Consider the following 24758-nt stretch of genomic DNA (forward strand, 5'->3'; position numbering starts at 1 on the left):
GTCAAGCGACCCGAGGGATGCGCTCCAGTTCCGGCAGCAGGTCGCGCGCGAGCGCCGCCTCGAACATCTCCAGGAACACGCGCGTCTTGGCCGGCACCAGTCGGCGACCGGGCATCACGGCCCAGCCCGTCGTCGGCGGCATGCCCCACTCGGGCAGCACGCGCACGAGCTGGCCGGCGTGGACGTGCCGGCAGGCCGTCCAGTCCGGGACCGCGCCGATGCCGGCGCCTTCCAGGGCCAGGCGCGCCACCAGGTCGGGCGAGTTGGCCCAGGCGCGCAGCGCGGGCAGGCCCTCCCAGCGCGCATCGCCGCGCTGCAGCGACCAGGCCACGGGCTCGCCGTCGCGCTTGCGCAGCGTGACGCCGTCGTGCTGGAGCAGGTCGGCCGGTTCGCGCGGCGTGCCGCGCAGCGCCAGGTAGATCGGCGCGGCGTACAGGCCCCAGGTGTGCTCGAACAGCCGGCGCGCAACCAGCGTCGCGTCGTCGGGCAGATCGCCCATGCGCAGCGCGAGGTCGAAGTTCTCGCCGATCAGGTCGACGCGGCGGGAGGAGAGGTCCAGGTCGAGCGCGATCGCCGGGTAGCGGGTCAGGAACTCGGCGGCGAAGCGCGCGAGGTCCATTCCGAGCGGATCGCTCGGCAGCGAGACGCGCAGCCGCCCGCTCGGCTGCGCCTGGCGGTGCAGCGCGAGCGACGCCGCCGCGTCGACCTCGGCGGCGACCTGGCGCGCGTGCACCAGCAGCTGGTGGCCGAAGTCGGTCAGGCTCAGCTTGCGCGTCGTGCGCTGCAGCAAGCGCTCGCCGAGCTCGCGCTCGAGCGCGGCGACGCGCCGCGACACCGTGCTCTTGGGCAGGCCGGCACGCGCTGCCGCCGCGCTGAAGCTGCCGCCGTCGACGACTTGCGCGAACAGCAGCAGGTTGGTGGGATCCAGAGAACCGGGTTTGGGCATGATCGTTCCGCCTATGGAACTTTGTTATGCAATTTGACGCCTTTCGGCGCACGGATGCGACAAATACATTGTCTCCATACCGAGCCGATGCGCCGGTTCCCACTCAGAAAGGCCCCGCAATGAAGATCCTCCAAGTCAACTCCAGCGCCCGCAGCAACGGTCACTCGATCCGCCTGGCGGACGAGCTCGTGGCCCGCCTGCAGGCCTCGAACCCCGGCGCCGAACGCGTGCTGCGCGACCTGACGCGCGACCCGCATCCGATGCTCGACGAAGCGACGCTGGGCGCACTGTTCACGCCCGCCGAGCAGCGCACGCCCGAGCAGGCCGCCGCGGTGGCACGCAACGACGCGCTGATCGCCGAGCTGCAGTCCGCCGACGTGCTGGTGCTCGGCGCCCCGATGTACAACTTCGGCGTCTCGGCCCAGCTGAAGAACTGGCTCGACGCGATCGCCCGCGCCGGCACGACCTTCCGCTACACCGCCAACGGCCCGGAAGGCCTGCTGAAGAACAAGAAGGTCTACGTCGTGCTGACCCGCGGCGGCATCTACCGCGACCAGCCGAGCGACTCGCAAGTGCCCTATCTGCGCACGATGCTCGGCTTCCTCGGCATGACCGACGTCGAGTTCATCTACGCCGAAGGCCTGAACATGGGCCCGGATGCCGAGAAGCAAGGCCTCGCCGCCGCGCAGGCGCAGATCGAGTCCGTCCTGGCCTAAGCTGTTCTTTCATCCAAAGGAGTTCGCCATGTCTTCCGCCGTCGTTGCCCCCGCCACCATCGCCGTCGAGCGCCCCCGTTCGGTCGAGCGCCTGGTGCAAGGCATGGCCACGTCGGACGGTGCCGGCGTCAAGCTGACCCGCGTGCTCACGCAGCCGCTGCAGCGCCGGCTCGATCCGTTCCTGATGCTCGATGCCTTCGGCACCGACCGGCCGGAGGACTACATCGGCGGCTTCCCCGACCATCCGCACCGCGGTTTCGAGACCGTGACCTACATGATCGCGGGCCGCATGCGCCATCGCGACAGCTTCGGCCACGAAGGCCTGCTGCAAAACGGCGGCGTGCAGTGGATGACGGCCGGCCGCGGCCTCGTGCACTCCGAGCTGCCCGAGCAGGAGGAAGGCGCGATGGAAGGCTTCCAGCTCTGGCTCAACCTGCCCGCCAAGGACAAGATGACCGAGCCCTGGTACCGCGACATCCAGAGCGCCGAGATCCCCGAGCTGACCACGGCCGAGGGCGTGACCGTGCGCGTGATCGCGGGCGAGAGCCACGGCGTGGCCGGCGCGATGCAGCGCGAGCACACCGAGCCGCTCTACCTCGATCTGCACTTCGCGAACGAAGGAACGGGCGGGCGCTTCGAGCAGCCGCTGCCGGCCGGGCACAACGCCTTCGTCTACGTCTACCGCGGCGCCTTGCGCATCGGCGCGACCGCGGTGCCGGTGCAGCGCATGGCCATCCTCGCCAACACGCCCTCAAGCGACGGCGTGGTGCTCGAGGCCGAGCCGGGCACGAAGGCGATCCTGATCGCCGGCCGGCCGCTCAACGAGCCGATCGCGCAGTACGGCCCGTTCGTGATGAACACGAACGAGCAGATCTTCCAGGCGGTGGAGGACTTTCGCGCCGGCAAGTTCGGCGGCTGAGGGGCTGCGGCAGCGCCACAGAAAAACGGCGGCCCGCGGGCCGCCGTTTTCCTTCCTCGCGGTGCTGGTCAGAACTTGCCGATCACGTTCAGGAACACGCCGCTGCTGCGGTAGCTCAGGTCCGTGAGGTCGTCGGAGAAGTCGGTGAAGTTGTAGCCCAGGCCGACCTTGAAGTTCTCGTCGACGTGGTAGTACACGGCCGTGAGCGCGCCGTGCTTGCGCTCGTCGAGCTCGCCGGCGCGCAGCGTGCGCAGTTCCAGCAGCCAGTCGTACTTGCGCACCACCTTCCAGTCGATGCGCGCGATCGCCAGCTGCGCGCTGCTCTTGAACCACGGCGCGCTGTCGTCGCGGCTGGGTCGCAGCTCGCCGACGCGCCAGGCCAGCTTGCCGCCGATGGTCCAGCGCGGGTTGAGGTCGTAGGTGGCGTCGACCGCTGCGACCTGGCTGCGCTGCTGGTAGTCGATGCCCACCGTGCTGACCACGGGCGCGCTGACGTCGGTGGTGACCACCTGGCCCGGCGACGACAGGTCGTACAGGTAGGTGTACTTCAGCAGCAGGTTGAGCCGGTCGTTGGATACCGGGCGCCACGCGTAGCCGAGCACCGCCTCGGTGAACTTGGCCGCCGCGAGCGCGCCGGCGTCGCTGTCGCTGTCGGCCCAGTTCAGCTTGCCGAGCCAGCGCGCGTTCGGGCCGTCCTGCACGCTGAGCGAGTTCTTCAGCAGCCAGCTGCGGCGCCGGTCGCTGCCGCTGCGGTCCTTGCGGTACTCCATCCCGCCGGCGTACTTGACGTTCTTGTCGACGAAGCCGGCGGAGAAACCGATCGCGTCGCGGTCGGTCTCGCCGGCGTTCTCGGTCTCGATGCGCCCGCTCTCGGCGCTCGCGCCGAAGGTCCAGCGGTCGTCGGGCGCGTACTGCACGCCGTAGGCATTGACCAGGCCGCTTTGCACGCCGGTCGACTGCTTGTGCTCGGTGTAGACGCTCAGGCCGTCGGCGATGCGCGACTTGACGCCGCCGACCAGCGTGCCGCCGCGCGCGTTGAGCGTCTCGTCGGTGCGGCCGGTGTCGCGGGCGTAGGTGAGGTAGACGTTGGAACGGTCGTCGTACTGGTAGTCGACGCCGGCCTTGCCGGCCGCGCCGCCGTCGCCGCCCGAGGCCTCGCCGCGCAGCGTCAGCTTGTCGCTGACGCGGTAGCGCGCGCCGGCGCCGGCGCGGTCGTTCTCCTGCCGCGTGCCGCTGCGTTCCAGCGTCTTCTGGCCGAAGCCGTAGACGCCCCAGCTCTCGCCGCTGTCGTAGTCGAGCTGCGCCGTCGCGTCGGCGCGCTTGCCGTCGACGACGCCGGAGGTCGGCAGCAGCGGCGAGGTGTTGATCGCGTCGGTCGCCTTGCGGTCGGCGCGCACGCCGGTGCTCAGGGTCCAGCGCTCGTCGAGACGCCAGTCGACCTGCGCCTCGCCGGCGTCGGTGTCGTAGCCGTTGAGCTCGTCCTTGTGGTCGGCCTTCAGGCGCAGATCGGTGTGCTCGGCGAGCGGCACGGTCGCGCTGGCGCCGGCCTGGCGCGTCTCGTTGGCGGCCACCTGGCCGGGCGCCGAGAAGCCGGCCTCGCGCTGCTGCGCATAGGCGGCGACGCGGCCGCTCTTGGCGAGGCCGAGATCGACCAGGTCGGCCTGGCCCTCGACGCGCCACGCGTTCGCGCCGTCGGTGCCGACGGGAAGCTGGTTGGGCGTGAAGCCGAAGCCGCCGTCCATCGAGGTCAGCGTGCCGATGCCGGGGCCGTCGCTGTGCGCGACCTCGAGCTTGAGCGTCGTGTTCTCGCTTTGGCGCAGCAGCACGTCGGCGCCGGTCAGGCGCTGGTCGCCCCCGGCCTGGCGCTGCTTGGCCGCGGTGACGCCCACGCGCACGCCGTCGTTGACCCACCAGGCGGTGCGCCCGCCGACGGCCAGCGTGTCGAGGTCGGCGGCCAGCGGCGTGTACTCGTAGTCGACCACCAGGTAGACCGGCTGGCCGGTCAGGCCGCCGGCGCGCACCAGCGTGCCGTTGTCGGCCAGGCTGGGCAGCGCCGAGGTCAGCAGCAGGCGCCCTTGCAGGTAGTCGACCTCGTAGTCGCTGCCCGGCACCAGCGCGCGGCGCTGCAGCACGAAGCCGGAGTCGCGGTCGCGGATCTCGATCCAGGCCTTCTCGGCGCCGCGGCTGATGTCCTGGTGCTGCAGGTAGTACAGCGAGCCGCCGGTGCCGCGGAACTCCTCGCGCGCGGCCAGCGTGCCGGGCTCGGCCGCGTAGACCTCGGCGCGCACGCGCGCGTCGCCGAACGAGGTGGCGTCGTCGCCGACGTAGCGGCCCTGCAGGCCGTAGAGGCCGCGGTTGACCTGCGCCAGCGCGTTGTCGCTGCCGAGGTTGAGCTTGAAGTTGCCCCACAGCGCATGCGAGCGACCGTCGTCGACACGCAGGTACATGCGGCCTTGCGTCGGCGCGTCCTCGATGCTGGTCGAGTCGTCGCCGAAGGTCCCCCAGCTGTCGACCGGGTCGATGCGGCGAAACAGCGAGGTCGGGTCCTTGCGGTCGAGGTTGCGAAACAGCTCGTCGAGCGGGCGCTCCTCGGTGTCGACGCTGGCGGTGAGGGTCCAGCGCTCGTCGAGCAGGCCCTTGCCGTAGAACGCGATGCGGCCTTCGGTCCAGGTGTCGTTGTTGTAGCGGTTGTGTTCCTGGGTCACCAGTTCGGCGGGGCCGCTGGTGTGGTCGCGGCCGATCGTCAGGTCGGCCTGGCCGACGAAGAAGAAGTCGCGTTCGGGCAGCTCGAAGTCGCGCCGGTAGATGCGCTCGCGTCCGTCGGGCGCGGTGACGACGATCTCGCCGGTCTGCACGCGCCTGGGCACCAGCTGCTGCACCACGAACTTGCCCTGCGCGTCGACCGGCACGTCGAAGCCCAGCGCGCGCACGCGCTCGCCGGCCGCGATGCCTTCGCCGCTGGCGGTCACCGTGCCGCCGCGCAGCGGGATGTTGACGATCGCCAGCCGCGAGTTGCCGTAGGCCGCGAGCAGGCGCTGCTCGGGCGTGGGCTCGGGCGGCGTCGCCGGCGCATGGCGCTCGGCCAGCGCAAGCGCGATGTCGTCGGTCTCGTCGAAGCGGCCGTCGCGGTCGTAGACGCGCACGCGCCAGTAGAGCTTGCGGCGCGCGGCCGGCGTCGCGGCCCAGTCGGCAGGCACCGTCCAGCGCGCCTGGAGCTGCTCGTCCATCGGCACGGTGGCCAGCAGCTGCGGCTGCATCGCGTCGTCGACCGCGAACAGGCGCAGTTCGGCGCGCGCGAGGAACAGCCGGTAGTTGCTGTAGCCGACGAAGCGCACCGTGTCGCCCGGCACCGCGGTGGCCGGCCAGGCCGTGCCGTCGAGGCGGCGCGGCTGCACGAGGTTGTCGTACTGCAGCCGCAGCCGGTCGCGCTCGAGCTTCACGTCGATGCAACGCTGGCGGTCGGCGCTCGAGCTGTCGGCGCCGACCAGCGGCCGGCCGTCGACGGTCAGCCGCAGCGGCGCGTCGTCGCTCGCGTAGGGCGTGAGCATGTTGCAGGCGCTCGGGTCGACCTGGGTCACGCTGACCTGTTTCTCGATGCGCGCCGGCGCCGTTTCCTGCCAATAGACGCGCACCTCGACGCGGCGGTTGGCCGACCAGTTGGCGCGATCCTCCTTGGGCGTCGCGAGCGGCAAGTCGGGGCCGCGCGAGTCGGCCTTGAAGGCGCTGTCGGGCAGGCCGAGCTGCTGCGTCAGGTAGCGGCCGACCTGCTGCGCGCGCGCCAGGCCGAGCGCGTGGTTGTCGGGAAAGCGCACGCGCAGCTCGGGCTTGATGCGCTGCACGTCGGTGTGGCCGACGATCTCGAAGCGCAGGCCCTCGCGGCCGCGCACCTGCGCGACGATCGCGTCGAGCCGCGCGCGGTCCTCGGGCTTGAGCAGGTCTTCGCCGGAGTCGAAGTGCGGCGTGTGCGATTCCTCGCGCGGCGTCGCCGCGCCGGGCACGCTGCGCGACTGCTCCTCGCGCTGCTCCTTGAGCCCGCGCGGGTCGCCGAGGATCACGGTGAGCTTGGGCAGCTCGCGCTCGCTCGAGGCGGGCAGGTGGTCGCGGCCGTCGATCTCGACGGCGCGCGCGTCACTTGCGCATCGGTCGCTGAAGCGGCCGCGCGCCTCGGCGCTGCAGCTCGGCGCGTCGTCGCTCGAATCGGCCGCCAGGGCGGACATGCCGATGGCCATGCAGGCGGCGGCCGCGGCGCCGGCGAGCGCCGCGCGTCGGAAGGTGGGACGGGTCATGCGAACGGCACGGAGGGAGGCACGAAGGGGGTTCGGACGCAGGCTCATGGCGCTCTCCTGCGTCAGCGGTTCAGCGAGGACGGCACGCGCTCGACCTCGATGTCCAGGTTGAACAAGGTCTTGCGCTGTGCGCGGCCGTAAGCCGTCCAGCGCTCGAGCAGCGCGGCCTTGAGCGCCGCGAGGCGCCGCTCGCCGAGCTCGACCGGCTCGCCCGCGGCCGGCTGGTAGGCCAGGCGCAGGATCGAGGGCCGCTCGGCGAGCGCCGCGACGGCCTCGTCGAGACGCGCCTGGTGCGCCGGCTGCAGCGCGGGCTCGCCGGCGACGAAGGCCGCGGCCTTCAGGTCCAGGCGCACGACGCGGTGCACGGTGGCGCCGAAGTTCAGCTTGATCGCCTTGCCGCGCGTCGCACGCTCGGCGGCCGGGTTCTCGGTCGTCACGCGGTAGCCCGAGGGCAGCGTGCGCTCGTCGAGCTTGAGCACGAGGTTGCTGCCGGTGCCCTCCTTCGGCACCGCCGCGCAGGCGATGTGGTAGCGGCCGTCGGCGTCGGTGTTCACCAGCAGGCCGTTGACGGTCGCGATGCGCACGTTCGGGATGCCGGGCTCGCCGTCGTCTTGCCAGCCGTTGGCGTTCTTGTCGTCGTAGACCTTGCCGATCACGTCGGTGCAGTCGAACAAGGCATCGGGCACCACGCGCACCGCCGCGGTGGCGGTGTTCGACAGCACGCGTCCGCCCGCGCCCTGCGTCGCCAGCACACTGTTGACGTACTGGCCCTCGCCGACGCCGACGCCGACCGCCAGCACCATCGACAGGCGCTTGGTCTCGCCGAGCACGAAGTTCTGGTCGGCCAGCGTGAGCTGGCGTCCGACCACGCTCGGCTTGACCGCGACCACCGGCCCGTCGGGCAGCGTCTGCACGGTCAGCGAGCCGTCGAGGTACTTGAAGCCCGGCGGCAGCGTGTCGACCAGCGCGACGTTGCCGATCGCGCCGCCGCTCGCGTTGCGCGCGGTGATCACGTAGGGCACCGGCTCGCCCTTCTTGACCGTGAGCTTGGAGGTCGTCTTGCGCAGCTCGATGGCCGTGCCCGCGCCCTCGCGGTCGAGCGGGATGTGGTTGTTGACCACCGGCCGCGCGCCGGCCGCGCCCATCTGCCAGGCGAGGAAGTACGGCGCGGCCGCGCCCGCCACCGGGCGCGCGGCGGCGCTGACGATGCAGGCCTCGCTGCCGCGCACCGGGCCGCTCGTGCCGGGCGCCGCGCAAGCGAGCGCGTCGAGCGGGCCGGTGGCCGGCGGATAGGTCAGCGAGTTGACGTAGCCCGCAGGCGGCGTCACGGTCACCGTGTAGTCGCCGGCCGGCGCGCCGGGCAGCAGGAAGAACTGGTACTCGCCGCCCGGGCCGGTGGTGAGCGACGCGCTGCCGCCGAGCAGGTGCGCGGCCGCATCGAAGCCCGACGGGCCATTGAGCGTGACCACCGCGCCGGCGACCGGCTCGGCGCTCAGGCTGTCGAACACCACGCCGCCCGGATCCAGCGGCAGGTCCTGGTTGATCACCGTCACGCCGGTCGACGCGCTGAGCGGGATCCAGCCGCGCGGCGCCATGCCGGGCACGGTCGGGAAGCTGCCGTTGGGCGCGTTGAGCACCGGATCGGTCGGCCACACGCCGCCGACCAGGCGGCCCTGCGGATCGCGGAAGCGCACCTGGTAGGCGCCCGGCACGACGCTGTCGAAGCGGTAGCTGCCGTCGCTGGCGGTCGTGCGGGTGTCGAGCACCACCATGCCGGTGTTGGCGCAGGCGCTGCCGCCGTCGATGCAGGCGACGAGCTCCACCGTCCAGCCGGCCACGGGCGGTTCGTCCGCGTCGGCCTGGCGGTCGTGGTCGGTGTCGCGCCAGACGCGCCCGCTCACCGCCGCGGGTGCGGTCGAGCGCTCGAAGAAGTCGTAGGCGACGCCATTGGCGGCCACCGTCGGCAGCTTGACGTTGAGCTGGCGCGGCGCCGGCACGGTGCCGCCGAGCGAGCCGGGCGACTCGCCGGCGTGCGTCGAGTCGGGCACCGGCGACTGCACGAGCGTGTAGCCCGCGCCGTTGTCCAGCGGCAGGTCGGGGAAGCGGTAGCTGCCGTCGCGCGCAGTGGTGGTGGTGCGGCTCACCGGCTGGCCCGCGGCATCGGTGCCGGTCAGCGTGATGACGACGCCGGCCAGCGGCAGGTCGCCGCCGTCGCGCGTGCCGTTGCCGTTGGCGTCGTTGAAGACGCTGCCGGCCAGGGTCGCGCCGCGCTCGCCGAAGTCGTAGCCGTCGCCGCCGCCGCCGCTGTAGACGATGGCGCCGATGCGGTCGTTGGCGACCGGGCTGCCGCTGGGCGTGCCGTTGAGACGGCCGATGCTGTCGGCGCCGTCGGCATAGGTGACCGGCTGCGTCTCGGCGATCGTGTAGCCGCTCGCGTTCGAAGGCAGCACGCCGTCGAACAGGTACAGGCCGTCGGCGTCGGTGGTCGCGGTGAGGTTCACCGGCAGGCCGCCGGCGCTGGTGCCGGTGAGCGTGAGCGTCACGCCGGCGATCGGCAGCTCGCCCGCGTCGCGCTGGCCGTTGCCGTTGCTGTCGACGTAGACGCGGCCGGTGATCTGGCCGCCGCGCTCGCCGAAGTCGTAGTCGACACCGGCTTCTTCCGACACCAGCGCGATGGCGCCGAAGCGGTCGTTGACGCCGCCCGGGTTGGCGCTGCCGCGCGGCGTGCCGCCGACGCTGCCCAGGTGCTCGGGGCCGTCGCCGGCGCCGGCGGGCTGGGTCTCGTCGAGCTGGTAGCTGCCCGGCAGCAGGTCGCTGGCGCTGTAGCTGCCGTCGGCCGCCGTGGTCAGCGTGCGCGAGACGGTGCGGCCGAGGAAGTCGGTGCCGCTGAGCGTGACGGTCACGCCCGGCATCGGCGCCTCGCCGGCGTCGCGCTGGCCGTTGGGCGGCGCGGTGTCGGCATAGACGTGGCCGGCGATCGAGGCCGCGCGCACCGACGCGAAGTTGTTGTTGCTCGAGCTCGAGCCCGGGCTGCCGAGGCGGATGTTCTGCACCAGCGGCGCGTCCGAGCCGTTCGGGCCGGCGCTGACGCCGCTGCCGCTGGTCGGCACGATGCCCGGCAGCGAGCCGGCGCCGGTGACGGTGCCCGCGCGCGTCAGGCCCGGCAGGTAGCCGGCCGGCCGCGTCTCGGTGACCGTGTAGCTGCCCGGCGCGACGTTGTTGAACACGTAGTCGCCGTTGGCGTCGGTGGTCGTGGTCAGCGAGACCGCGTTGCCGTTGTCGTCGGTGCCGGTGAGCGCGATCGCCACGCCGGCCAGGCCGGGTTCGGTGGCGAGTGCGCCCTGGCTGCCGTCGCCGTTGCGGTCGTAGTAGCTGCGGCCGCGGATCTGGCTGCTGGTGAGCTCGCCGAACAGGTAGTCGCCGAGCGACGCCGGCGTGCCGGTGGCCGCGATCACGACGCCCTGGATCACGTTGCCGCTGGGCTGCGCGCTGCCGGGCTGGCCGTTCGGGTTGGCCTTGCCGGGCGCGTAGGTGGCCGGCTGGGTCTCGGTGATCGTGTAGCCGGCAACGCCCGACGGCGGCACGTTGAGGAACTCGTAGCGGCCCGGCTGGCCGGCAATCGGCGTGGCGACGATGTCGACCGGCGTGCCGCCGCTCGACGTGCCGGTCAGGCGCAGCGTCACGCCGGTGATGCCTGCGTCGCCGGCGGCCGGCACGCCGTCGTTGTTGGCGTCCTCGAACACGCGCACGGTCACGCGCGGCAGGCGCTCGCCGAAGTCGTAGCCGTTGGCCGTCGCGTTGGAGAGCAGCGCGATGCCGCTGATGCGGTCGTTGACCGCGGTGCTGCCGCCGGCGCTGCCGGCGGTCTCGCTGCCGTCGGCAAAGCCGTCGGGCTGCGTCGGCTCGACGACCGTGTAGCTGCCCGGCAGCAGGCCGGCGAAGCTGTAGCTGGCGTCGGCGGCGCTGGTCGTGCTCGCGTTGACCGCGTTGCCGAACATGTCGGTGCCGCTGAGCTGCAGCGTCACGCCGGCGATGCCGGGTTCGCCCGCGGTGAAGGCGTCGTTGTAGTCGGCGTCGCGGTAGACGCGCCCGGCGATCGAGCCGGTGCGCACTTCACCGAACAAGTTGTTGGTGGAGCTGCCGCCGGTGCCCAGCACCACGTTCTGGATCACGTTGGCGTTGGAGCCGTTGGGGCCGCTGGTCACGCCCGCGCCGCTGGTGGGCACGGTGCCGGCGGTCGAGCCGGCGCCGCTCACGCCGCCGGCGCGGGTGATGCCCGGCTGGTAGGCGCCGGGCTGCGTTTCGGTGACGCTGTAGCTGCCGGCCGGAACGTTGAAGCTCCAGTTGCCGCTCGCGTCGCTGGTGGTCGTGCGCGTGACCGGGTTGCCGAGGCTGTCGGTGCCGGTCAGCGTGAGCGTCACGCCGGCGATGCCGGGCTCGCCCGCGTCGGGCTGGCCGCTGCCATTGAGGTCTTCATAGACGCGGCCCGACAGCACCGAGGTCTGCACCGTCACCGAGCCGCTGCCGAAGTTGTTGCCGGCGTTCGGATTGGCGCCGCCGTTGGTGTCGCCGGAGCCCGTGGTGACGATGGTCGCGGTGTTGGTCAGCACCGTGCCGTTGACCGGGCTGCTGACCAGTTGCACCGGGATGCGCACCGTGGCCGTGCCGCCCGAGGGCATGCTCGTGATCGCGCAGCTCGTGCTGTTGCCGCCGGCCGTGCCGGTGCAGGTGGGCGCCGCGGGCGTGAAGCTGCCCGAGGTCACCGTGAACACCGGCGTGCCGGTGAGCTGGAAGCCGGCCGGCAGCGTGTCGGCGAAGCTGGTCGTCTCGGCCGCCTGCGGGCCGTTGTTGCGCAGGTTCACCAGCCAGTCGAAGCCTTGGCCCTGCGCGATCGTCGCCAGCGGCGTGGTCGTGCCGCCGACCACCGCGGTCTTGTCGACCACCTGCACGTCGGCCTTGAAGCGGAAGGTCGTCGGCTCGGTGGTGCTGTTGTTCGCCTGCGGATCGAAGGCGTCCATCGACGCGTTGGCGAAGCGCACCGACGCGGCGTTGGAGAACGTGCCCTTGTCGGCGCCGAGCAGGCGCACGCGCACCTGCACCGAGCTGGCTTCGCCGGTCGAGCCGCCGCCGGTGCCGCCGAGGCTGGCGATCGTGCAGCTGATGCTGCCGCCCGCCGCACCCACGGTGACGCCCGAGGTGTCGCAGCTCACGCCGGCCGGCAGCGGCGTCACGACCTGCACGAAGGTCGGCGCGCCGGCCGCCGACGGCAGCGTGTCGGTCAGCACGACGTTCTCGGCCGTCGACGCGCCGTTGTTGGTGACGGTGACGGTGTAGGTGACCTGGTCGCCGACGTTGATCGGGTCGGCGTCGTCGGTCTTGTTGACGATCAGGTCGTACGTCGGCGCGTTGATCGTCGTCGCCTGCGTCGCGCTGTTGTTGGCAGCGCCGCCGGCGATCTCGGGCGTCGTCGTCGAGACCGTCACCTGGTTGGTGATCGAGCCGCTGCCGCCCAGCGCGGCCGCGAGCGCGGCGGTCGCGCGCATGCGCACCGTGACGGTCTGCTGCGAGCCGCGCGCGATCGAGGCCCAGCCGCACACCAGCGTGTCGTTGCCGGGGCCGGTCGTGCTGCCGGCGGTGGGCGAGGTGGTGCAGCTGCCGCCGCCGTTCGCGGTGGCCGACAGGAACACCAGGCCGGCGGGCAGCGTGTCGTTGACCGAGACGTTGAACGCGCGGCTCGCGCTGGTCGCCGAGGGGTTGCTGGCGGTGATGGTGTAGGTCAGCAGCTGGCCGGCCGACACCGGGTCCGGGTTGTCGGTCTTGGTCACCGCGACGTCGGCGCGCGCGACGTAGAAGGCGCTGGCCGGCGTGTTGTTGTTGGCGTTGTTGTTCGTGAGGTTGGGATCGGCCTCGTTCTGTCCGAGCGCGAACGCGGTGTTGGTCACCGTGAACTGGTCGTCCGACGAGGTGCCGTCGCCGAAGTGGCGCACGCTCACCTGGTAGCGCGGGCAGTCGACGCCGGCCGTGCAGACCGGCAGGTTGGTGATCGTGCAGTTGTTCAGCGACACCGCCGACCCCGACGGCGCGAGGCCGCAGCTGCCCAGCGTCGCGCTGCCCGCGACGGTGCTCAGCGAATACTGGCTCGCGTTCGCGTTGAAGACGTTGTTGAAGGTGTCGGTGACGGCGACGTTGGTCGCGGCCTGCGGGCCGGCGTTGACGACCTCGATCTCCCACACGATCGCCGAGCCGGCCTCCTGCCGGTTGCCGGACCCATCGCCCGCGCCGATCACGCGCTTGAGCACCGAGACATCGGCCTGCGCGGCATTCAGCTGCGGATTGACGCCGACGCCGGTGCAGTCGTTGGCCGCGACGTTGTCGGCCGGTGCGTTGGCCGAGCTCACGCAGACCTGGTTGGTCAGCGTGCCGCCGGCCGCGGTGGCCTGCGCGTTCAAGGTGACCGCGCTGGTCGTCGCGTTGACCGCCAGCGAGACGTTGCTGCTGGTGCAGGTGATCGTGAGCGGGCCGGCCTGCGGGAAGCTGGCGCCGGCCGACGACGAACAGCTGAAGCCCACCGGCGGCGTGATGCTGTTGATCTGCAGGTTGGCCGGCACCGTGTCGGTCAGCGTGATCGTGCCGCTCGACGGGATCGCGCTCGGGCCGAGGTTGGTGGTCGAGATGGTGTAGTTGAACGCCTGGTTCACCGGCACCGCGGCCTGCGGCCAGCTCTTGGCCTTGTTGGCGCGCAGGTCGGCGGCCGGGTCGATGACCGTCGTGTTCAGCGAGCCGTTGACCGGCGTGACGCCGGTCGCGCTCGCGGTCGCGGTGTTGACGATGCCGGCGCCGCTGGTCACGGCCTGCACCGGCGCGGTGATCGTGCCGAGCGAGACGTTGCTGCCGGCGCTGCCGCTGCCGCTGCGCGTGCAGCTGAGCGTGGCGCCGGTCGACGGGCAGGTGCTCGAGGCGGTGCAGGTCCACGCGCCGCTGGTGAACGTGGCCGGCGCGACCGCGCAGAAGTTGGCCGGCAGGTTGTCCTGCAGCTGTACGCCGGCGGGGAAGTCGCCGCTGTAGCGCACGGTGAACAGGAAGTTGAAGTTCTGGCCCACCTGCACCGGATCGGCGACCGACTTGGTCTTGGTCACCGACAGGCTGCTGCCCGCCGTGACCGCGGTGTTCGCGTTGGCGACGTTGTTGCTCGTGTCGCCATCGCCGACGCCGCCGGTGCCGCTCACGTCGGCCGAATGGGTCAGCGTCGAACTGCCGCCGACGCCGATGACGCCGGTCACGGTGACGCTGGCGTTGCCGCCGTTGGCGATGGCGCCAAGGCTGCAGCTCAGCGTGTTGCCGGCCAGCGAACAGCCGCCCGGCGTGCCGCTCAGCGTGAAGCCCGGCGGCACGTTGTAGGTCAGCGTCGACGACGGCGAGGCATTCGGCCCGGCGTTCGCGACGGTCAGCACGACGCTTTGGGTGCTGCCTGCGGCGGCACTGGCTGGCGCGTTGATCGCGAGCTGCAGGTCGGCGCCGGTGTTGACCGTCGTCGTCTCGCTTTGTGAAGCGCCGCCGTCCAGCGACGCGGTCACCGTGATCGTGCCGGCCGCCTGCGTGCGCACGCGCAAGGGCACTTGCACCGTGTCGAGCGCCGGGACATTGATGCCGGTGCAGGTCACGGTGCCGGGCCCGGCCTGGCCGATCGACATGCCTGCGCACGAGACGCCGCCCGGCAGCGTGCCGGTGCCGGCATAGAGGCCGGCGGCCGGAATCGCGAAGTTCAGCGTGACATTGCTGCGCGCCACGCCGAGCGCGTCGCCGATGCCGACGGTGTAGGTGACCGTGCCGCCGGCGGGCACCGGGTCGGGGTTGTCGGGTATGCCGGTGACGACGAGCTGCGCATGGGCTGCGCCGGCAAAGGCCAGCAGCAACGCCGGCGCGATGGCGCGTTGGAACAGCGTCCCCGCGCGGCGCGCGAGGTTCGGCAACAGGCAATCGATGCTCATCGTTCGTGTCCAGGCAAAGCGACCCCCTGCCCCGAACGGGCATCGAAAAATCGAGTGGGGGTGTCAGCCGGTGGTCCGGCCTTGTGATGACGGTGCCGCCGCGCAAGCAAGCGACCCGTGCGGCGCGGACTGTACGAACGACGCGTGACGGCGCGCAGAACCGCTGACCATTGTTGACATTCGTTCACCGCGAACGTGCACCAGGACACGAAGCGCGGCCCGCGAGCGGCCACGCGCGGCGGCTTCGTCAGTGCCGGGCGGGCGGCAGCTCGATGAAGAAGACGTTGCCCATCGCGTGGGCCTGCCAGGCGGCGCGGCCTTCGTGCCGGCGCGCGACCGCGCTCACGAAGGCCAGGCCGAGGCCCGCGCCGCCAGCCTCGCCGCGCCCGCGGCGAAACGGCAGGAACAGCTCGGCCGCGGTCTCGGGCGACAGCGGTGCGCCCGAATCTGCCACCTCGACGCGCCAGCCGGACTCGCTGCGCGCGAGCCGGCAGTGCACGCGATCGCCGGCACGGCTGCCGTGACGAAGTGCGTTGTCGATCAGGTTGAGCAGCGCGCGCGTGAGCATCGTGCGGTCACCGGTGATCAGGCATTCATCGTCGCCGCCGTCGCCGACGATCTCGACCGAACGCCGCTGCGCCTGCGGCCAGCAGCCGTCGATCGCCTCGATCAGCAGGTCGCGCAGGTCCAGCGTTTCCATGCGGTAGCCGTGCGCCGAGCCGGCGCGCGCGAGCTGAATGAAGCCCTCGGCCAGCGCCAGCGCGCGCCGCGTGTGCGACTCGATCGCGGCGAGATCGGCGCCACGCGGGCGCATCTCGATGAGCGCCAGCGTGGCCGACAGCGGCGCGCGCAAGTCGTGCGAGAGGAAACGCACCGCCTCCTCGCGCTGGCGCTCGAGCGAGCGCAGCTGCTGCGCCGCGGCCGACAGCGCGGCGATGCGGCGATCAAGCAGGTCGCCGGCCGCCGGCGCGAGCCCGGCGCGTTCGTCGGGCGGCAAGCGGCGCAAGTTGCGCTTGAACTCGCGCTCGAGGTAGTTCAGCGCGGTCTCGAGCCGGTGCCAGCTCCACAGCGGATACAGCAGCAGCAAGCCGAGCATGGCGGCCGCCGGCGGCCACTGCAGCGCGAATGCGTGGCGCAGCCACCAGGCCAGTGCGAGCACGGCGGGCAGCAGCGCCAGCGTGAGCAGCAGCGCGGCGCGCGGACGCAGGAAGCGCAGCGCCGCCATCGCCAGCAGCAGCGGCGCGACGGCAAGCGCGGCGCCCTCGGCCGGCGAGGTGCTGCGCAGCCAACGCCCCTCGCGCAGCGCGTCGAGCGCCTGCGCCGCGATCTCGACGCCGGGCATCAGCGCGCCGCGGCCGCTGACCGGCGTCAGGTAGGCGTCGCTCAGGCCGGGCGCGGTGGCACCGACAAGCACGATCGCGTCGCGGATCTGCGCCGGATCGACGCGGCCTTCGAGCACGTCGACGTACGACAGCCGCCGCAGGTGGCCGGGCGGCCCGCTGAACGGGATCGGGAAGTGCTGCTCGCGGCGCCACCAGCGCGCCGCCTCGGCCTCGGCATCAGCCGCTTCGTGACGCCCGGCCGGCAGGCGCGGCGCGACGCCGGCGACCCGCGCCAGCGACCAGGCGAAGTGGTCCCACAGCACGTTGCCGAAGCCTTCGCGCAGGAAGACGCCGCGCGCGATGCCGTCGGCTTCGAGCCCGACATGCAGATGGCCGAGGCCGGCGGCCGCGCTCGCGAGCACCGGCACCGGCAGCGAGACGATGGCCTCGCCGCCTTGCAGCGGCGCCATGCGCAGCGGCAGCACGACGCGGCCGTTGCGCCGCATCGCATCGGCCAGCACGCGATCGTCATCGTCGTCCGGCTCGGAGAACAGCAGGTCGAGGCCGACGGCGCGCGGCCGCATCGGCGTCAGCGCATCGAGCAGTTGCGCATGCACCACCCGAGGCCATGGCCAGCGGCCCAGCGCCGTGAGGCTGGCGTCGTCGATCGCGACGATCACGACGTCGGCCGGCGCCGGTCGCGGCGTCCAGGCCAGCAGGCGGTCGGCGATCAGCGCGTCGACGCGGCCGAGGCCGTTGACCGCGCCGAGCGCCGCGACGCCGAGCGCGAACAGCAGCCACAGCATCCCGCGCAGCCGCCTTTGCAGGCCGCGCAGCCGCCGCGCGGGGCGTGCCGCCGGCATCAGCGGCTCAGCCGCACCGCCTGGCCGTCGCCGAAGCGCAGCGGCGTGCCGTCGCCGGTGCACACGTCGGCGTCGGTATGCACCAGCCGCGGCGGCGAGAACGGCGAGCGTCGTCCGTGCTCGTCGATCGCCTGCAGCCGCAGCGCATAGGGCGCGCAGCGCGGCGCGACGGCCAGTTCCAGGCGGCCGCCGCTGACCTCCTGGTCCTGCAGCAGCTGCGCGAAGCCCGTGTCGGCGGCGACCTGCACGCGATAGCGCAGGCCCGGCGCCGGCGTCCATTGCACGCTGTTCCCGTCGATCGCGATCTGCTCGCCCTGCGGCGGCTGCGGCAGCGGCACGACGCGGAACCGGCCGGCATCGCTGAACGGACCGCGCTCGAGCCGGCCCGCATCGGGCGCGAGCGAGGCGACGCGCCAGCGGATCTCGCCTTCGGGCAGCTCGTCGAGCGCGAAGCGGCAGCGCCCGCCTTCGCTGCGCCGCTCGAGCAGCAGCGGATCGAAGCGGTCGTTGGTGGCGACTTGCAGCAAGTAGCCCTGCGCCTGCGGCACCTCGGTGCAGACGATCTCGACCTCGCGCGGGGCGCTGACCTGGCCGTCGAGCGGCGAGCGCGCCAGCGGCGCGACCGGCTCGGTCTTGATCCACACGCCGCCCAGCGCCTCCTCGCCGAGCAGGCCGTGCTCGTCGATCGCCCGGGCGCGCACGCGGTAGCGGCCGTCGGGCAGGCCGTCGACCGCCAGCGGCAGCGGCCCTTCGACGGTGGCCAGCACGCGCGCGAAGCTGTCGTCGTCGCTCAGCTCGACGCGCACGCGTGCCGCTGACGCCGCGGCGCGCAAGGGCAGCGTGCCCGGCATGCGCTCGACGCGCTCGTCGAGCCGCGGCAGCCCGGGCGCGGGCAGCAAGGGCTTGAGCAGCGGTGCCGCGCCGCGTTGCACGACCGCGCCGTGGCCAGCGGCTACCGCTGCCGGCTGGCCCCGCCCGGCCTGCACCTCGACGCGGCCCTCGACGACGTCGGCCGTCACCGGTCCTTGGCCCTGCGCCGCGACGGCGACGCCGAAGCGCGTGCCGCGCACGCCGGTGGTGGCCAGCGGCGTCTTCACCTCGAAGCGCGAGCCGGGCGACTGCGGCGCGGCCGTCGCGTCCACGCGGCCCTTGTCGAGCTGGATCAGCGTGCTGCCCCGGCGCGCCTGCGCCAGCTCGCGCAGCCGCAGCAGCTTCGAGCGGCTGTTCGACTGCAGCTGCAGCAGCGAGCCGTCGTGCAGCCGCAGGCTGACGAAACCCTGGGCGCCGACCTCGAGCGACGCGCCCTCGCCCAGCGTGTCGCCGATGCGCAGCGTGGCGCCGTCGGCGCGGACCGGGCCGCGCACGTACTCGACGCGCGCCGTCACCGGCTCGCCCTTGAGCAGCGCCAGCGGCAGCTGCAGCCGCTGGCCCGGCTGCAGTTTCGCGGGCTGCGCGAGCCGGTTGAGCCGCGCGACCAGCGGCCACTGGCGGGCATCCTCGAACAACCGCTGCGCGATCAGGTAGAGCGACTCGCCGCGCTGGACCTCATAGTCGACCGTGTCGTCCTGGGCCTGCGCGGCGGCCGCACCGAGCAAGGCGGCGACCGTGGTCGCCGCCGTAAGAAGGCGCAAGCTCATGCGTCGCCCTCGGCCGCTGGAGCGGTGACCGCCTCGAGCCGGTAGCCGTGACCGTAGACCGCGCTCAGCCGCAGGCCGCGCTCGGGCCGCAGCACGAGCTTGTTGCGCAGGGCTGAGACGTGGGTGTCGAGCGTGCGGGTCGGGATGTCGGCATCGTGGCCCCAGACCGTGTGCATCAGGTAGCTGCGCGACAGCACTTGGCCGAGGTGTGTGAAGAAGCACAGCGCGAGGTCGAACTCGCGCTGCTTCAGCGCGACCGCCTCGCCGCGGTACATCACCGAGCACAGCTCGGGCTGCAACACGAAGTCGCCGTAGCGGTGTGCGGCACGCGGGTTTTCGTAGACGCGCCGAAGCAGCGCCAGAACGCGCGCCTTCAGCTCGGCGCCGCGCACCGGCTTGACCAGGTAGTCGTCGGCGCCGCTGCTCAGGGCCTGCACGACGTCGCGCTCGTCGTCGCGGTGGGTGACGAGGATCACCGGCGTGCGGGCGCGATGCTGCAGTCGCAGCGTGCGCAGCACGTCCAGGCCCACCATATCGGGCAGCTCCCAGTCGAGCAGCATCAGGTCGAAGGTGGAGCGCTTCAGCGCCTGCAGCAGGGCCGCACCGGTTTCGAAGCGGTGACAGTCATGGCCGAGGGCCTCGACGGCGCGCGAGAGGAGTTCGAGCTGGTGGATATCGTCGTCGAGAACGGCGACCTGCATGACCGACGGCACTTTCCTGATGACCAGCGGCGATTCTGACGCGCAGGACGAAATTTCGCTCTCGCCCATCTCGGGGCGTGGGCATCAGGATCTGATGAACTTCGCACGCAGGCGGCCTTGCACGGCACGATGACAAGCTCGCGTCAGCGTCGTGCGGCAGACGGGCCCGGCGCGCGAGTCGCGGGCGCCGGGGTCCGAAGCGCTGCGACTACGCGGCGCGCGCCACCGGCACGACATGCACGAGCATGTCGTCCACCATCGCTTCCAGATCGAACTGCGGCGCCCAGCCCCAGTCGCGGCGCGCGACGCTGTCGTCGATCGACTGCGGCCAGCTCTCGGCGATGGCCTGGCGGAAGTCGGGCGCGTAGCTGATCGAGAACGACGGCAGCCGGCGCTGGATCGCCGCGGCCAGCTCGGCCGGCGTGAAGCTGATGCCGGCCAGGTTGTACGAGCCGCGCTCGCGAATGCGCTCGGCGGGTGCATCCATCAGCGCCAGCGTCGCGCGGATCGCGTCGGGCATGTACATCATGGGCAACGCCGTGTCGGCCGCGAGGAAACAGCTGTAGCGGCCGTCGCGCTTGGCGGCATGGAAGATGTCGATCGCGTAGTCGGTCGTGCCGCCGCCGGGCTGCGCCTTGTAGCTCACGAGGCCCGGGTAGCGCAGGCTGCGCACGTCGACGCCATGGTGGGCGTGGTACCAGCGGCACCAGCCCTCGCCGGCGAGCTTGCTGATGCCGTAGACCGTGCTCGGCTCCATCACCGTGGTCTGCGGCGTGCGCTGCCTGGGCGTTGTCGGCCCGAACGCGGCGATCGAGCTGGGCCAGAAGACGCGCAGGCTGCGCTCGCGCGCGAGCTCGAGCACGTTGAGCAGACTGGCCATGTTGAGCTGCCAGGCCCAGTCGGGATGCTGCTCGCCGCGCGCCGACAGCGCGGCCGCGAGCAGGTAGACCTGGCCAATGTCGTGGCGCTCGATCGCGCGTTCGAGCGAGGGCTTGTCGAGTGCGTCGAGTCGCTCGTAGCGCAGCGCGGGCAAGGCTTGCGCGAGCGGCGAGGACGGCGCGATGTCGCTCGCGACCACGGCGTCCGCGCCATGGCGCGCGGCCAGCGCCTCGGTGAGCTCGGTGCCGATCTGGCCGTTGGCGCCGATGACGAGGATGCGCCCACTGCTCATGCCCGCCTCCTCACTTCACCAGGCCGAGCTCGCGGCCGGCTTGCGCGAACGCGGCCACCGCGCGCTCGAGCTGCGCGCGGTCATGCGCCGCCGAGAGCTGGGTACGGATGCGCGCCTGCCCTTGCGGCACCACCGGGTAGAAGAAGCCGACCACGTAGACGCCCAGCTCCAGCAGGCGCTTGGCGAGCTGCTGCGCCTTGACGGCGTCGTAGACCATGATCGGCACGATCGCGTGCTCGCCCGGCTTGATCTCGAAGCCGGCGTCCTGGATGGCCTGGCGGAAGTAGCGCGTGTTGTCCTCGAGCTTGTCGCGCAGCGCGGTGCTTTCGCTGAGCAGGTCGAGCACCGCCAGCGACGCGCCGGCGATCGCGGGCATCAGCGTGTTGGAGAACAGATAGGGCCGCGAGCGCTGGCGCAGCAGCTCGACCACCTCGCGCTTGGCGGCCGTGAAGCCGCCCGACGCGCCGCCCAGCGCCTTGCCGAAGGTGCCGGTGATGATGTCGATCTTGCCGAACACGCCGCGGTGCTCGGGCGTGCCGCGGCCGGTGCGGCCGACGAAGCCGCTAGCGTGGCATTCGTCCACGCCGACCAGCGCGCCGAAGCGGTCGGCCAGCGCGCGGATGCGGTCGAGCTGCGCGATCGTGCCGTCCATCGAGAACACGCCGTCGGTGAACACCAGCGTGAAGCGCGCGCCTGCGGCCTTGGCTTCCTCGAGGCAGCGCTCGAGGTCGGCCATGTCGTTGTGCTTGTAGCGAAAGCGCTTGGCCTTGCACAGGCGGATGCCGTCGATGATCGAGGCGTGGTTCAGCTCGTCGCTGACGATCGCGTCCTGCTCGCCGAGCAGCGGCTCGAACAGGCCGCCGTTGGCGTCGAAGGCCGCCGCATAGAGGATCGCGTCCTCGCAGCCGACGAACTCGGCAATGCGCGATTCGAGCCGCTTGTGCAGGTCCTGCGTGCCGCAGATGAAGCGCACCGAACTCATGCCGTAGCCGTGCGTGCGCAGCGCCTCGTGCGCCGCCTCGATCACGCGTGGATGCGACGACAGGCCGAGGTAGTTGTTCGCGCACAGGTTGATGACCTCGCGGCCGTCGCTGGTGCGCACCAGCGCGCCCTGCGGCGTGACGATCACGCGCTCGTCCTTGAACAGGCCGGCGGCACGGGTCTGGTCGAGCTCAGCGCGGATGTGGGCAAGAAAGGCGGTGGTCATGGCGGTCGGCGGCTAAACTGCGTGGCGATTGGACGAGTTCGGTATTTCGAACTCCGATCCATTATAGAGAACGAATGCCGCCGCATTGAACATGGCCCGCGCCCGCCCCGCCCCAGCTCCCGAACCGCCGCGCGTCGGTGCCACGCTCGCCCGCCTGCGCGCCGAGCAGGGGCTGTCGCTCGACGAGCTGTCGCGCAAGGCGGGGGTGTCGAAGTCGATGCTGTCGCAGATCGAGCGCAACCAGGCCAACCCGACGGTGGCGGTGGTCTGGCGGCTGGCCAATGCGCTCGGCGTGGGCCTGGCCGGGCTGCTCGACGGCGATCAGCCGGTCGAGCCGGCGATCGTGACGGTGGCCGCGCAGGCCACGCCGACGCTGCGCAGCCCGGACGGCAGCCATGAGCTGCGCATCCTCGGGCCGATCGAGCTGGCCGGGCAGTTCGAGTGGTACGAGCTGATTCTTCAGCCCGGCGGCGCGCTGGTGTCCCAGGCGCATGAACCGGGCTCGCGCGAGCACCTCACGGTGCTCAGCGGCAGCGTCGAAGTGACTTCAGGCGACGAAAGCCAGCGGCTGAAGCACGGGGAGACGGCGCGCTACCGGGTGGACCGAGCGCATGCGATCCGCAACGTGGGCAAGAGCGCCGCGACGGCGCTGCTGGTGGTGATGCACAGCGCCTGAGCCAAGTACCGGCTCAGCGCTTCTGGTCGAGCCGGCGTGCGCGCGCCAGGCTGCGGCGGGTGCTCTCGGCGGGAGCGATGTAGTACGCCTCGAACTTGGGGCCCTTGTCGAGCTTGGGCTCGAAATTGCGGTCGGCCGCCTTGCGAACGGGCTGACGGTGCGTGGCTGAGTTCTGCATGGTTCGAAGTGCTTGCGAATCGGCGAGAGCTTTCATAACGAACGCCCCCACGGGCCGGATGACACGCCGTTCGTCGGATCACAACGCTTGCATCTGGTCGCAGGCCTCGAGATCGGAGCGATCTGATGCTAAGTGCTCACTTATGTTGCACATGCCGCCAAATTGTGCGCCAGACCCCCGATGGCCGTCCAGATGTGCCGGCGATCGACGGGCACGACTGCGGGCAAGCCCCCGGTTGTCAGCCCTTTGCTGCTCGTGTTCAATGAAATAGCCAGTAAATACTGGCATCAACACAAACAGCAAAGGACGCGGCATGAAGCGGTCGACATGGGCATGGGCGGGCACCATCGCGGCCGCCGCAGTGGCATTGGTGGCTGGCTGCGGCGGCGACGGCGTCGAGCCGGCAACGATGGTGCTGCGCGGCGGCAAGGTCCACACGATGGACGCGCAGCGCACGGTCGCCGGCGCGATCGCGATCCGCGGCGAGCGCATCGTCGCGGTCGGCGACGACGCCTCGGTGCGGCCCTACATCGGCCGCGACACCGAGGTGATCGAGCTCGATGGCCGCATGGTGCTGCCCGGCTTCATCGACGCACACATCCACAGCGCGCTCGGCAGCCTGGAGCTCGGCAAGTGCAGCCTCGACGATGCGGCGCTGACGGTCGAACAGATCCGCGCCGCGGTGCAGGCCTGCGTGGCCGCGGCGGGGTCGGCCGAGACCGACCAATGGTTCGAGGTCGTCAACGTCAATCCGGCCGGCCTGGTGATGAACAAGGCCGACCTCGACCTGATGCTGGCGAACCGGCCGCTGCTGCTGCGCGGCAGCGACCACCACACAGCCTGGGTCAACACGCTCGGGTTGCAACTGGCAGGCATCGATGCGTCGACGCCGGACCCGGCGGGCGGCCAGATCGAGCGCGATGCACAAGGCAACCCGACCGGCTTTCTCAAGGACCCGCCGGCGATCGAGCTGGCCGCCGCCGCGATTCCCGCGCCGACGCTGGTGCAGCGCGTGGAGAAGGCGAAGCTCGCGCTCGCGCAGCACAACGCGTTCGGCATCACCTCGATCCAGGATCCGCTCGCAACGCCCGACGTGCTCGAGGTCTATGCCGCGCTGGAACAGCAGCAAGCGCTCAGCGTGCGCGTGCGCGCCGCACTGGCCTCCATCGTGGCCGACGACGAGGCGGAGTACGCGCGCCTGAGGGCATTGCGCGACCAGTACGCGAGCGGCCACCCGCGGCTGCGCGCCGACTCGGTCAAGGTGTTCGCCGATGGCGTGATCGAGTTCCCCACGCAGACCGCGGCCGTGCTCAAACCCTATCTCGACGGCCACGGGCAGCCGACCACGAACTACGGCGGACGCTACTTCGAGCAGCCCGTGCTCAACCGCTATGTCGAACGGCTCGACAAGGAGGGCTTCACGGTCCATGTGCATGCGATCGGCGACGCCACCGCGCGTGGCGCGCTCGACGCGTTCCAGCATGCGCGCGAGCGCAACGGCGCGAGCACGCGGCGTCACCAGATCACGCACCTGCAGCTGGTCGATCCGGCCGACTTTGCACGCTTTGCGCAGCTCGACGTGATAGCCAACATGCAGCTGCTGTGGGCCATTCCGGACGTCTACACGATCGACGCGCTGAAGCCCTACATCGACGCGGCCAGCTTTCGCTACATGTACCCGGCCGCGAGCCTGCGCAATGCCGGCGCGCTGCTGGTGGGCAGCAGCGACTGGCCCGTCTCGACCGAGAACCCGCTGCTGGCGATCCAGACCGGCGTGCTGCGCACCAACCCCGAGAACGGCCTCGTGCTCAATGCCGAGGAGCGCGTGACGCTCGACGACATGCTGGCCGCCTACACGATCAATGCGGCCAAGGCGCTGCAGCAGGACGCGAACACCGGATCGCTGGAAGCGGGCAAGCAGGCCGACGTGATCGTGCTCGACCGCGACCTCACGGCGATCGCGCCGGAGCAGATCCACGAAGCCTCGGTGCAGCTCACACTGCTCGACGGCCGGCGCGCCTTCGATGCGGCGATCGCAGATGCCGCCCGCCTCGTCGCACGCGAGAAGGCGTCGTCGCGCAGCGCCACGCTGCGTCGCGGGGCGCACTTGCATGGTCCGCACCGCGACTGATGCCCGCGCCATCGGCT

13 protein-coding genes are annotated in these 24758 nt (G+C 71.8%); 4 read left to right on the forward strand and 9 right to left on the reverse strand.

Annotated elements, in window-relative coordinates:
• Nucleotide 1: 1 nt before the first annotated feature.
• Complete coding sequence (locus tag ACO2TI_RS19385) at nt 2-946, reverse strand: LysR substrate-binding domain-containing protein (protein ID WP_423286827.1); 945 nt, start codon at nt 944-946, stop codon at nt 2-4.
• Nucleotides 947-1065: 119 nt separating this feature from the next.
• Here ACO2TI_RS19385 and ACO2TI_RS19390 point away from each other — a divergent pair, with 119 nt between their 5' ends.
• Entirely contained in the window at nt 1066-1662 is a 597-nt protein-coding gene (locus tag ACO2TI_RS19390; RefSeq protein ID WP_423286828.1) for an FMN-dependent NADH-azoreductase, read from the forward strand.
• Between the two features lie 28 nt (nt 1663-1690).
• Nucleotides 1691-2581 carry a pirin family protein gene (locus ACO2TI_RS19395; RefSeq protein ID WP_423286829.1) on the forward strand — a complete coding sequence of 297 codons (891 nt, stop codon included), beginning with the start codon at nt 1691-1693 and terminating at the stop codon, nt 2579-2581.
• A gap of 68 nt (nt 2582-2649) precedes the next feature.
• Here ACO2TI_RS19395 and ACO2TI_RS19400 read toward each other — a convergent pair whose 3' ends face one another.
• The 7 genes from ACO2TI_RS19400 to kbl form a co-directional block, all read right to left on the reverse strand.
• Complete coding sequence (locus ACO2TI_RS19400; RefSeq protein WP_423286830.1) at nt 2650-6867, reverse strand: OmpA family protein; 4218 nt, start codon at nt 6865-6867, stop codon at nt 2650-2652.
• A 62-nt stretch (nt 6868-6929) separates the two neighbouring features.
• Nucleotides 6930-14855: an SdrD B-like domain-containing protein gene (locus tag ACO2TI_RS19405; RefSeq protein ID WP_423286831.1), complete on the reverse strand. Its 7926-nt coding sequence runs from the start codon at nt 14853-14855 to the stop codon at nt 6930-6932.
• Between the two features lie 247 nt (nt 14856-15102).
• Entirely contained in the window at nt 15103-17040 is a 1938-nt protein-coding gene (locus tag ACO2TI_RS19410) for a CHASE2 domain-containing protein (protein WP_423286832.1), read from the reverse strand.
• Entirely contained in the window at nt 17040-18677 is a 1638-nt protein-coding gene (locus ACO2TI_RS19415) for a FecR domain-containing protein (RefSeq protein ID WP_423286833.1), read from the reverse strand. Before ACO2TI_RS19415 ends, ACO2TI_RS19410 begins: the two co-directional genes overlap by 1 nt.
• Nucleotides 18674-19378 (reverse strand): response regulator transcription factor, encoded by a 705-nt coding sequence (locus tag ACO2TI_RS19420; protein WP_423286834.1) that lies wholly within the window; start codon nt 19376-19378, stop codon nt 18674-18676. Before ACO2TI_RS19420 ends, ACO2TI_RS19415 begins: the two co-directional genes overlap by 4 nt.
• A 208-nt stretch (nt 19379-19586) precedes the next feature.
• The gene (locus tag ACO2TI_RS19425) at nt 19587-20549 is read right to left on the reverse strand and encodes an NAD-dependent epimerase/dehydratase family protein (protein ID WP_423286835.1); all 963 of its coding nucleotides are present in this window, start codon (nt 20547-20549) and stop codon (nt 19587-19589) included.
• A 10-nt stretch (nt 20550-20559) separates the two neighbouring features.
• Nucleotides 20560-21756, reverse strand: a complete 1197-nt coding sequence (gene kbl / locus ACO2TI_RS19430; RefSeq protein WP_423286836.1) for a glycine C-acetyltransferase — start codon at nt 21754-21756, stop codon at nt 20560-20562.
• A gap of 85 nt (nt 21757-21841) precedes the next feature.
• On the opposite strand from kbl, the gene ACO2TI_RS19435 reads away from it, so the two are divergent.
• Nucleotides 21842-22432: a helix-turn-helix domain-containing protein gene (locus ACO2TI_RS19435; RefSeq protein WP_423286837.1), complete on the forward strand. Its 591-nt coding sequence runs from the start codon at nt 21842-21844 to the stop codon at nt 22430-22432.
• A 13-nt stretch (nt 22433-22445) separates the two neighbouring features.
• Here ACO2TI_RS19435 and ACO2TI_RS19440 read toward each other — a convergent pair whose 3' ends face one another.
• Nucleotides 22446-22610 carry a hypothetical protein gene (locus tag ACO2TI_RS19440; RefSeq protein WP_423286838.1) on the reverse strand — a complete coding sequence of 55 codons (165 nt, stop codon included), beginning with the start codon at nt 22608-22610 and terminating at the stop codon, nt 22446-22448.
• A gap of 313 nt (nt 22611-22923) precedes the next feature.
• Between ACO2TI_RS19440 and ACO2TI_RS19445 the strand changes: the two genes are divergently transcribed.
• Nucleotides 22924-24741, forward strand: a complete 1818-nt coding sequence (locus ACO2TI_RS19445) for an amidohydrolase (RefSeq protein ID WP_423286839.1) — start codon at nt 22924-22926, stop codon at nt 24739-24741.
• The last annotated feature ends 17 nt before the right edge of the window (nt 24742-24758 follow it).

Origin of the sequence: Caldimonas sp. KR1-144 (assembly GCF_049446155.1) — a bacterium.
In the GTDB taxonomy this organism is placed as follows: Bacteria; Pseudomonadota; Gammaproteobacteria; order Burkholderiales; family Burkholderiaceae_C; genus Rivibacter.

Excerpts from the sequence above, each read along its gene's own strand:
- ACO2TI_RS19425 (WP_423286835.1), bottom strand. The coding sequence starts at position 20,549 with ATGAGCAGTGGGCGCATCCTCGTCATCGGCGCCAACGGCCAGATCGGC.
- ACO2TI_RS19420 (WP_423286834.1), bottom strand. The coding sequence starts at position 19,378 with ATGCAGGTCGCCGTTCTCGACGACGATATCCACCAGCTCGAACTCCTC.
- ACO2TI_RS19390 (WP_423286828.1), top strand. The coding sequence starts at position 1,066 with ATGAAGATCCTCCAAGTCAACTCCAGCGCCCGCAGCAACGGTCACTCG.
- ACO2TI_RS19440 (WP_423286838.1), bottom strand. The coding sequence starts at position 22,610 with ATGCAGAACTCAGCCACGCACCGTCAGCCCGTTCGCAAGGCGGCCGAC.
- kbl (WP_423286836.1), bottom strand. The coding sequence starts at position 21,756 with ATGACCACCGCCTTTCTTGCCCACATCCGCGCTGAGCTCGACCAGACC.
- ACO2TI_RS19400 (WP_423286830.1), bottom strand. The coding sequence starts at position 6,867 with ATGACCCGTCCCACCTTCCGACGCGCGGCGCTCGCCGGCGCCGCGGCC.
- ACO2TI_RS19385 (WP_423286827.1), bottom strand. The coding sequence starts at position 946 with ATGCCCAAACCCGGTTCTCTGGATCCCACCAACCTGCTGCTGTTCGCG.
- ACO2TI_RS19395 (WP_423286829.1), top strand. The coding sequence starts at position 1,691 with ATGTCTTCCGCCGTCGTTGCCCCCGCCACCATCGCCGTCGAGCGCCCC.
- ACO2TI_RS19445 (WP_423286839.1), top strand. The coding sequence starts at position 22,924 with ATGAAGCGGTCGACATGGGCATGGGCGGGCACCATCGCGGCCGCCGCA.
- ACO2TI_RS19415 (WP_423286833.1), bottom strand. The coding sequence starts at position 18,677 with ATGAGCTTGCGCCTTCTTACGGCGGCGACCACGGTCGCCGCCTTGCTC.
- ACO2TI_RS19410 (WP_423286832.1), bottom strand. The coding sequence starts at position 17,040 with ATGCCGGCGGCACGCCCCGCGCGGCGGCTGCGCGGCCTGCAAAGGCGG.
- ACO2TI_RS19405 (WP_423286831.1), bottom strand. The coding sequence starts at position 14,855 with ATGAGCATCGATTGCCTGTTGCCGAACCTCGCGCGCCGCGCGGGGACG.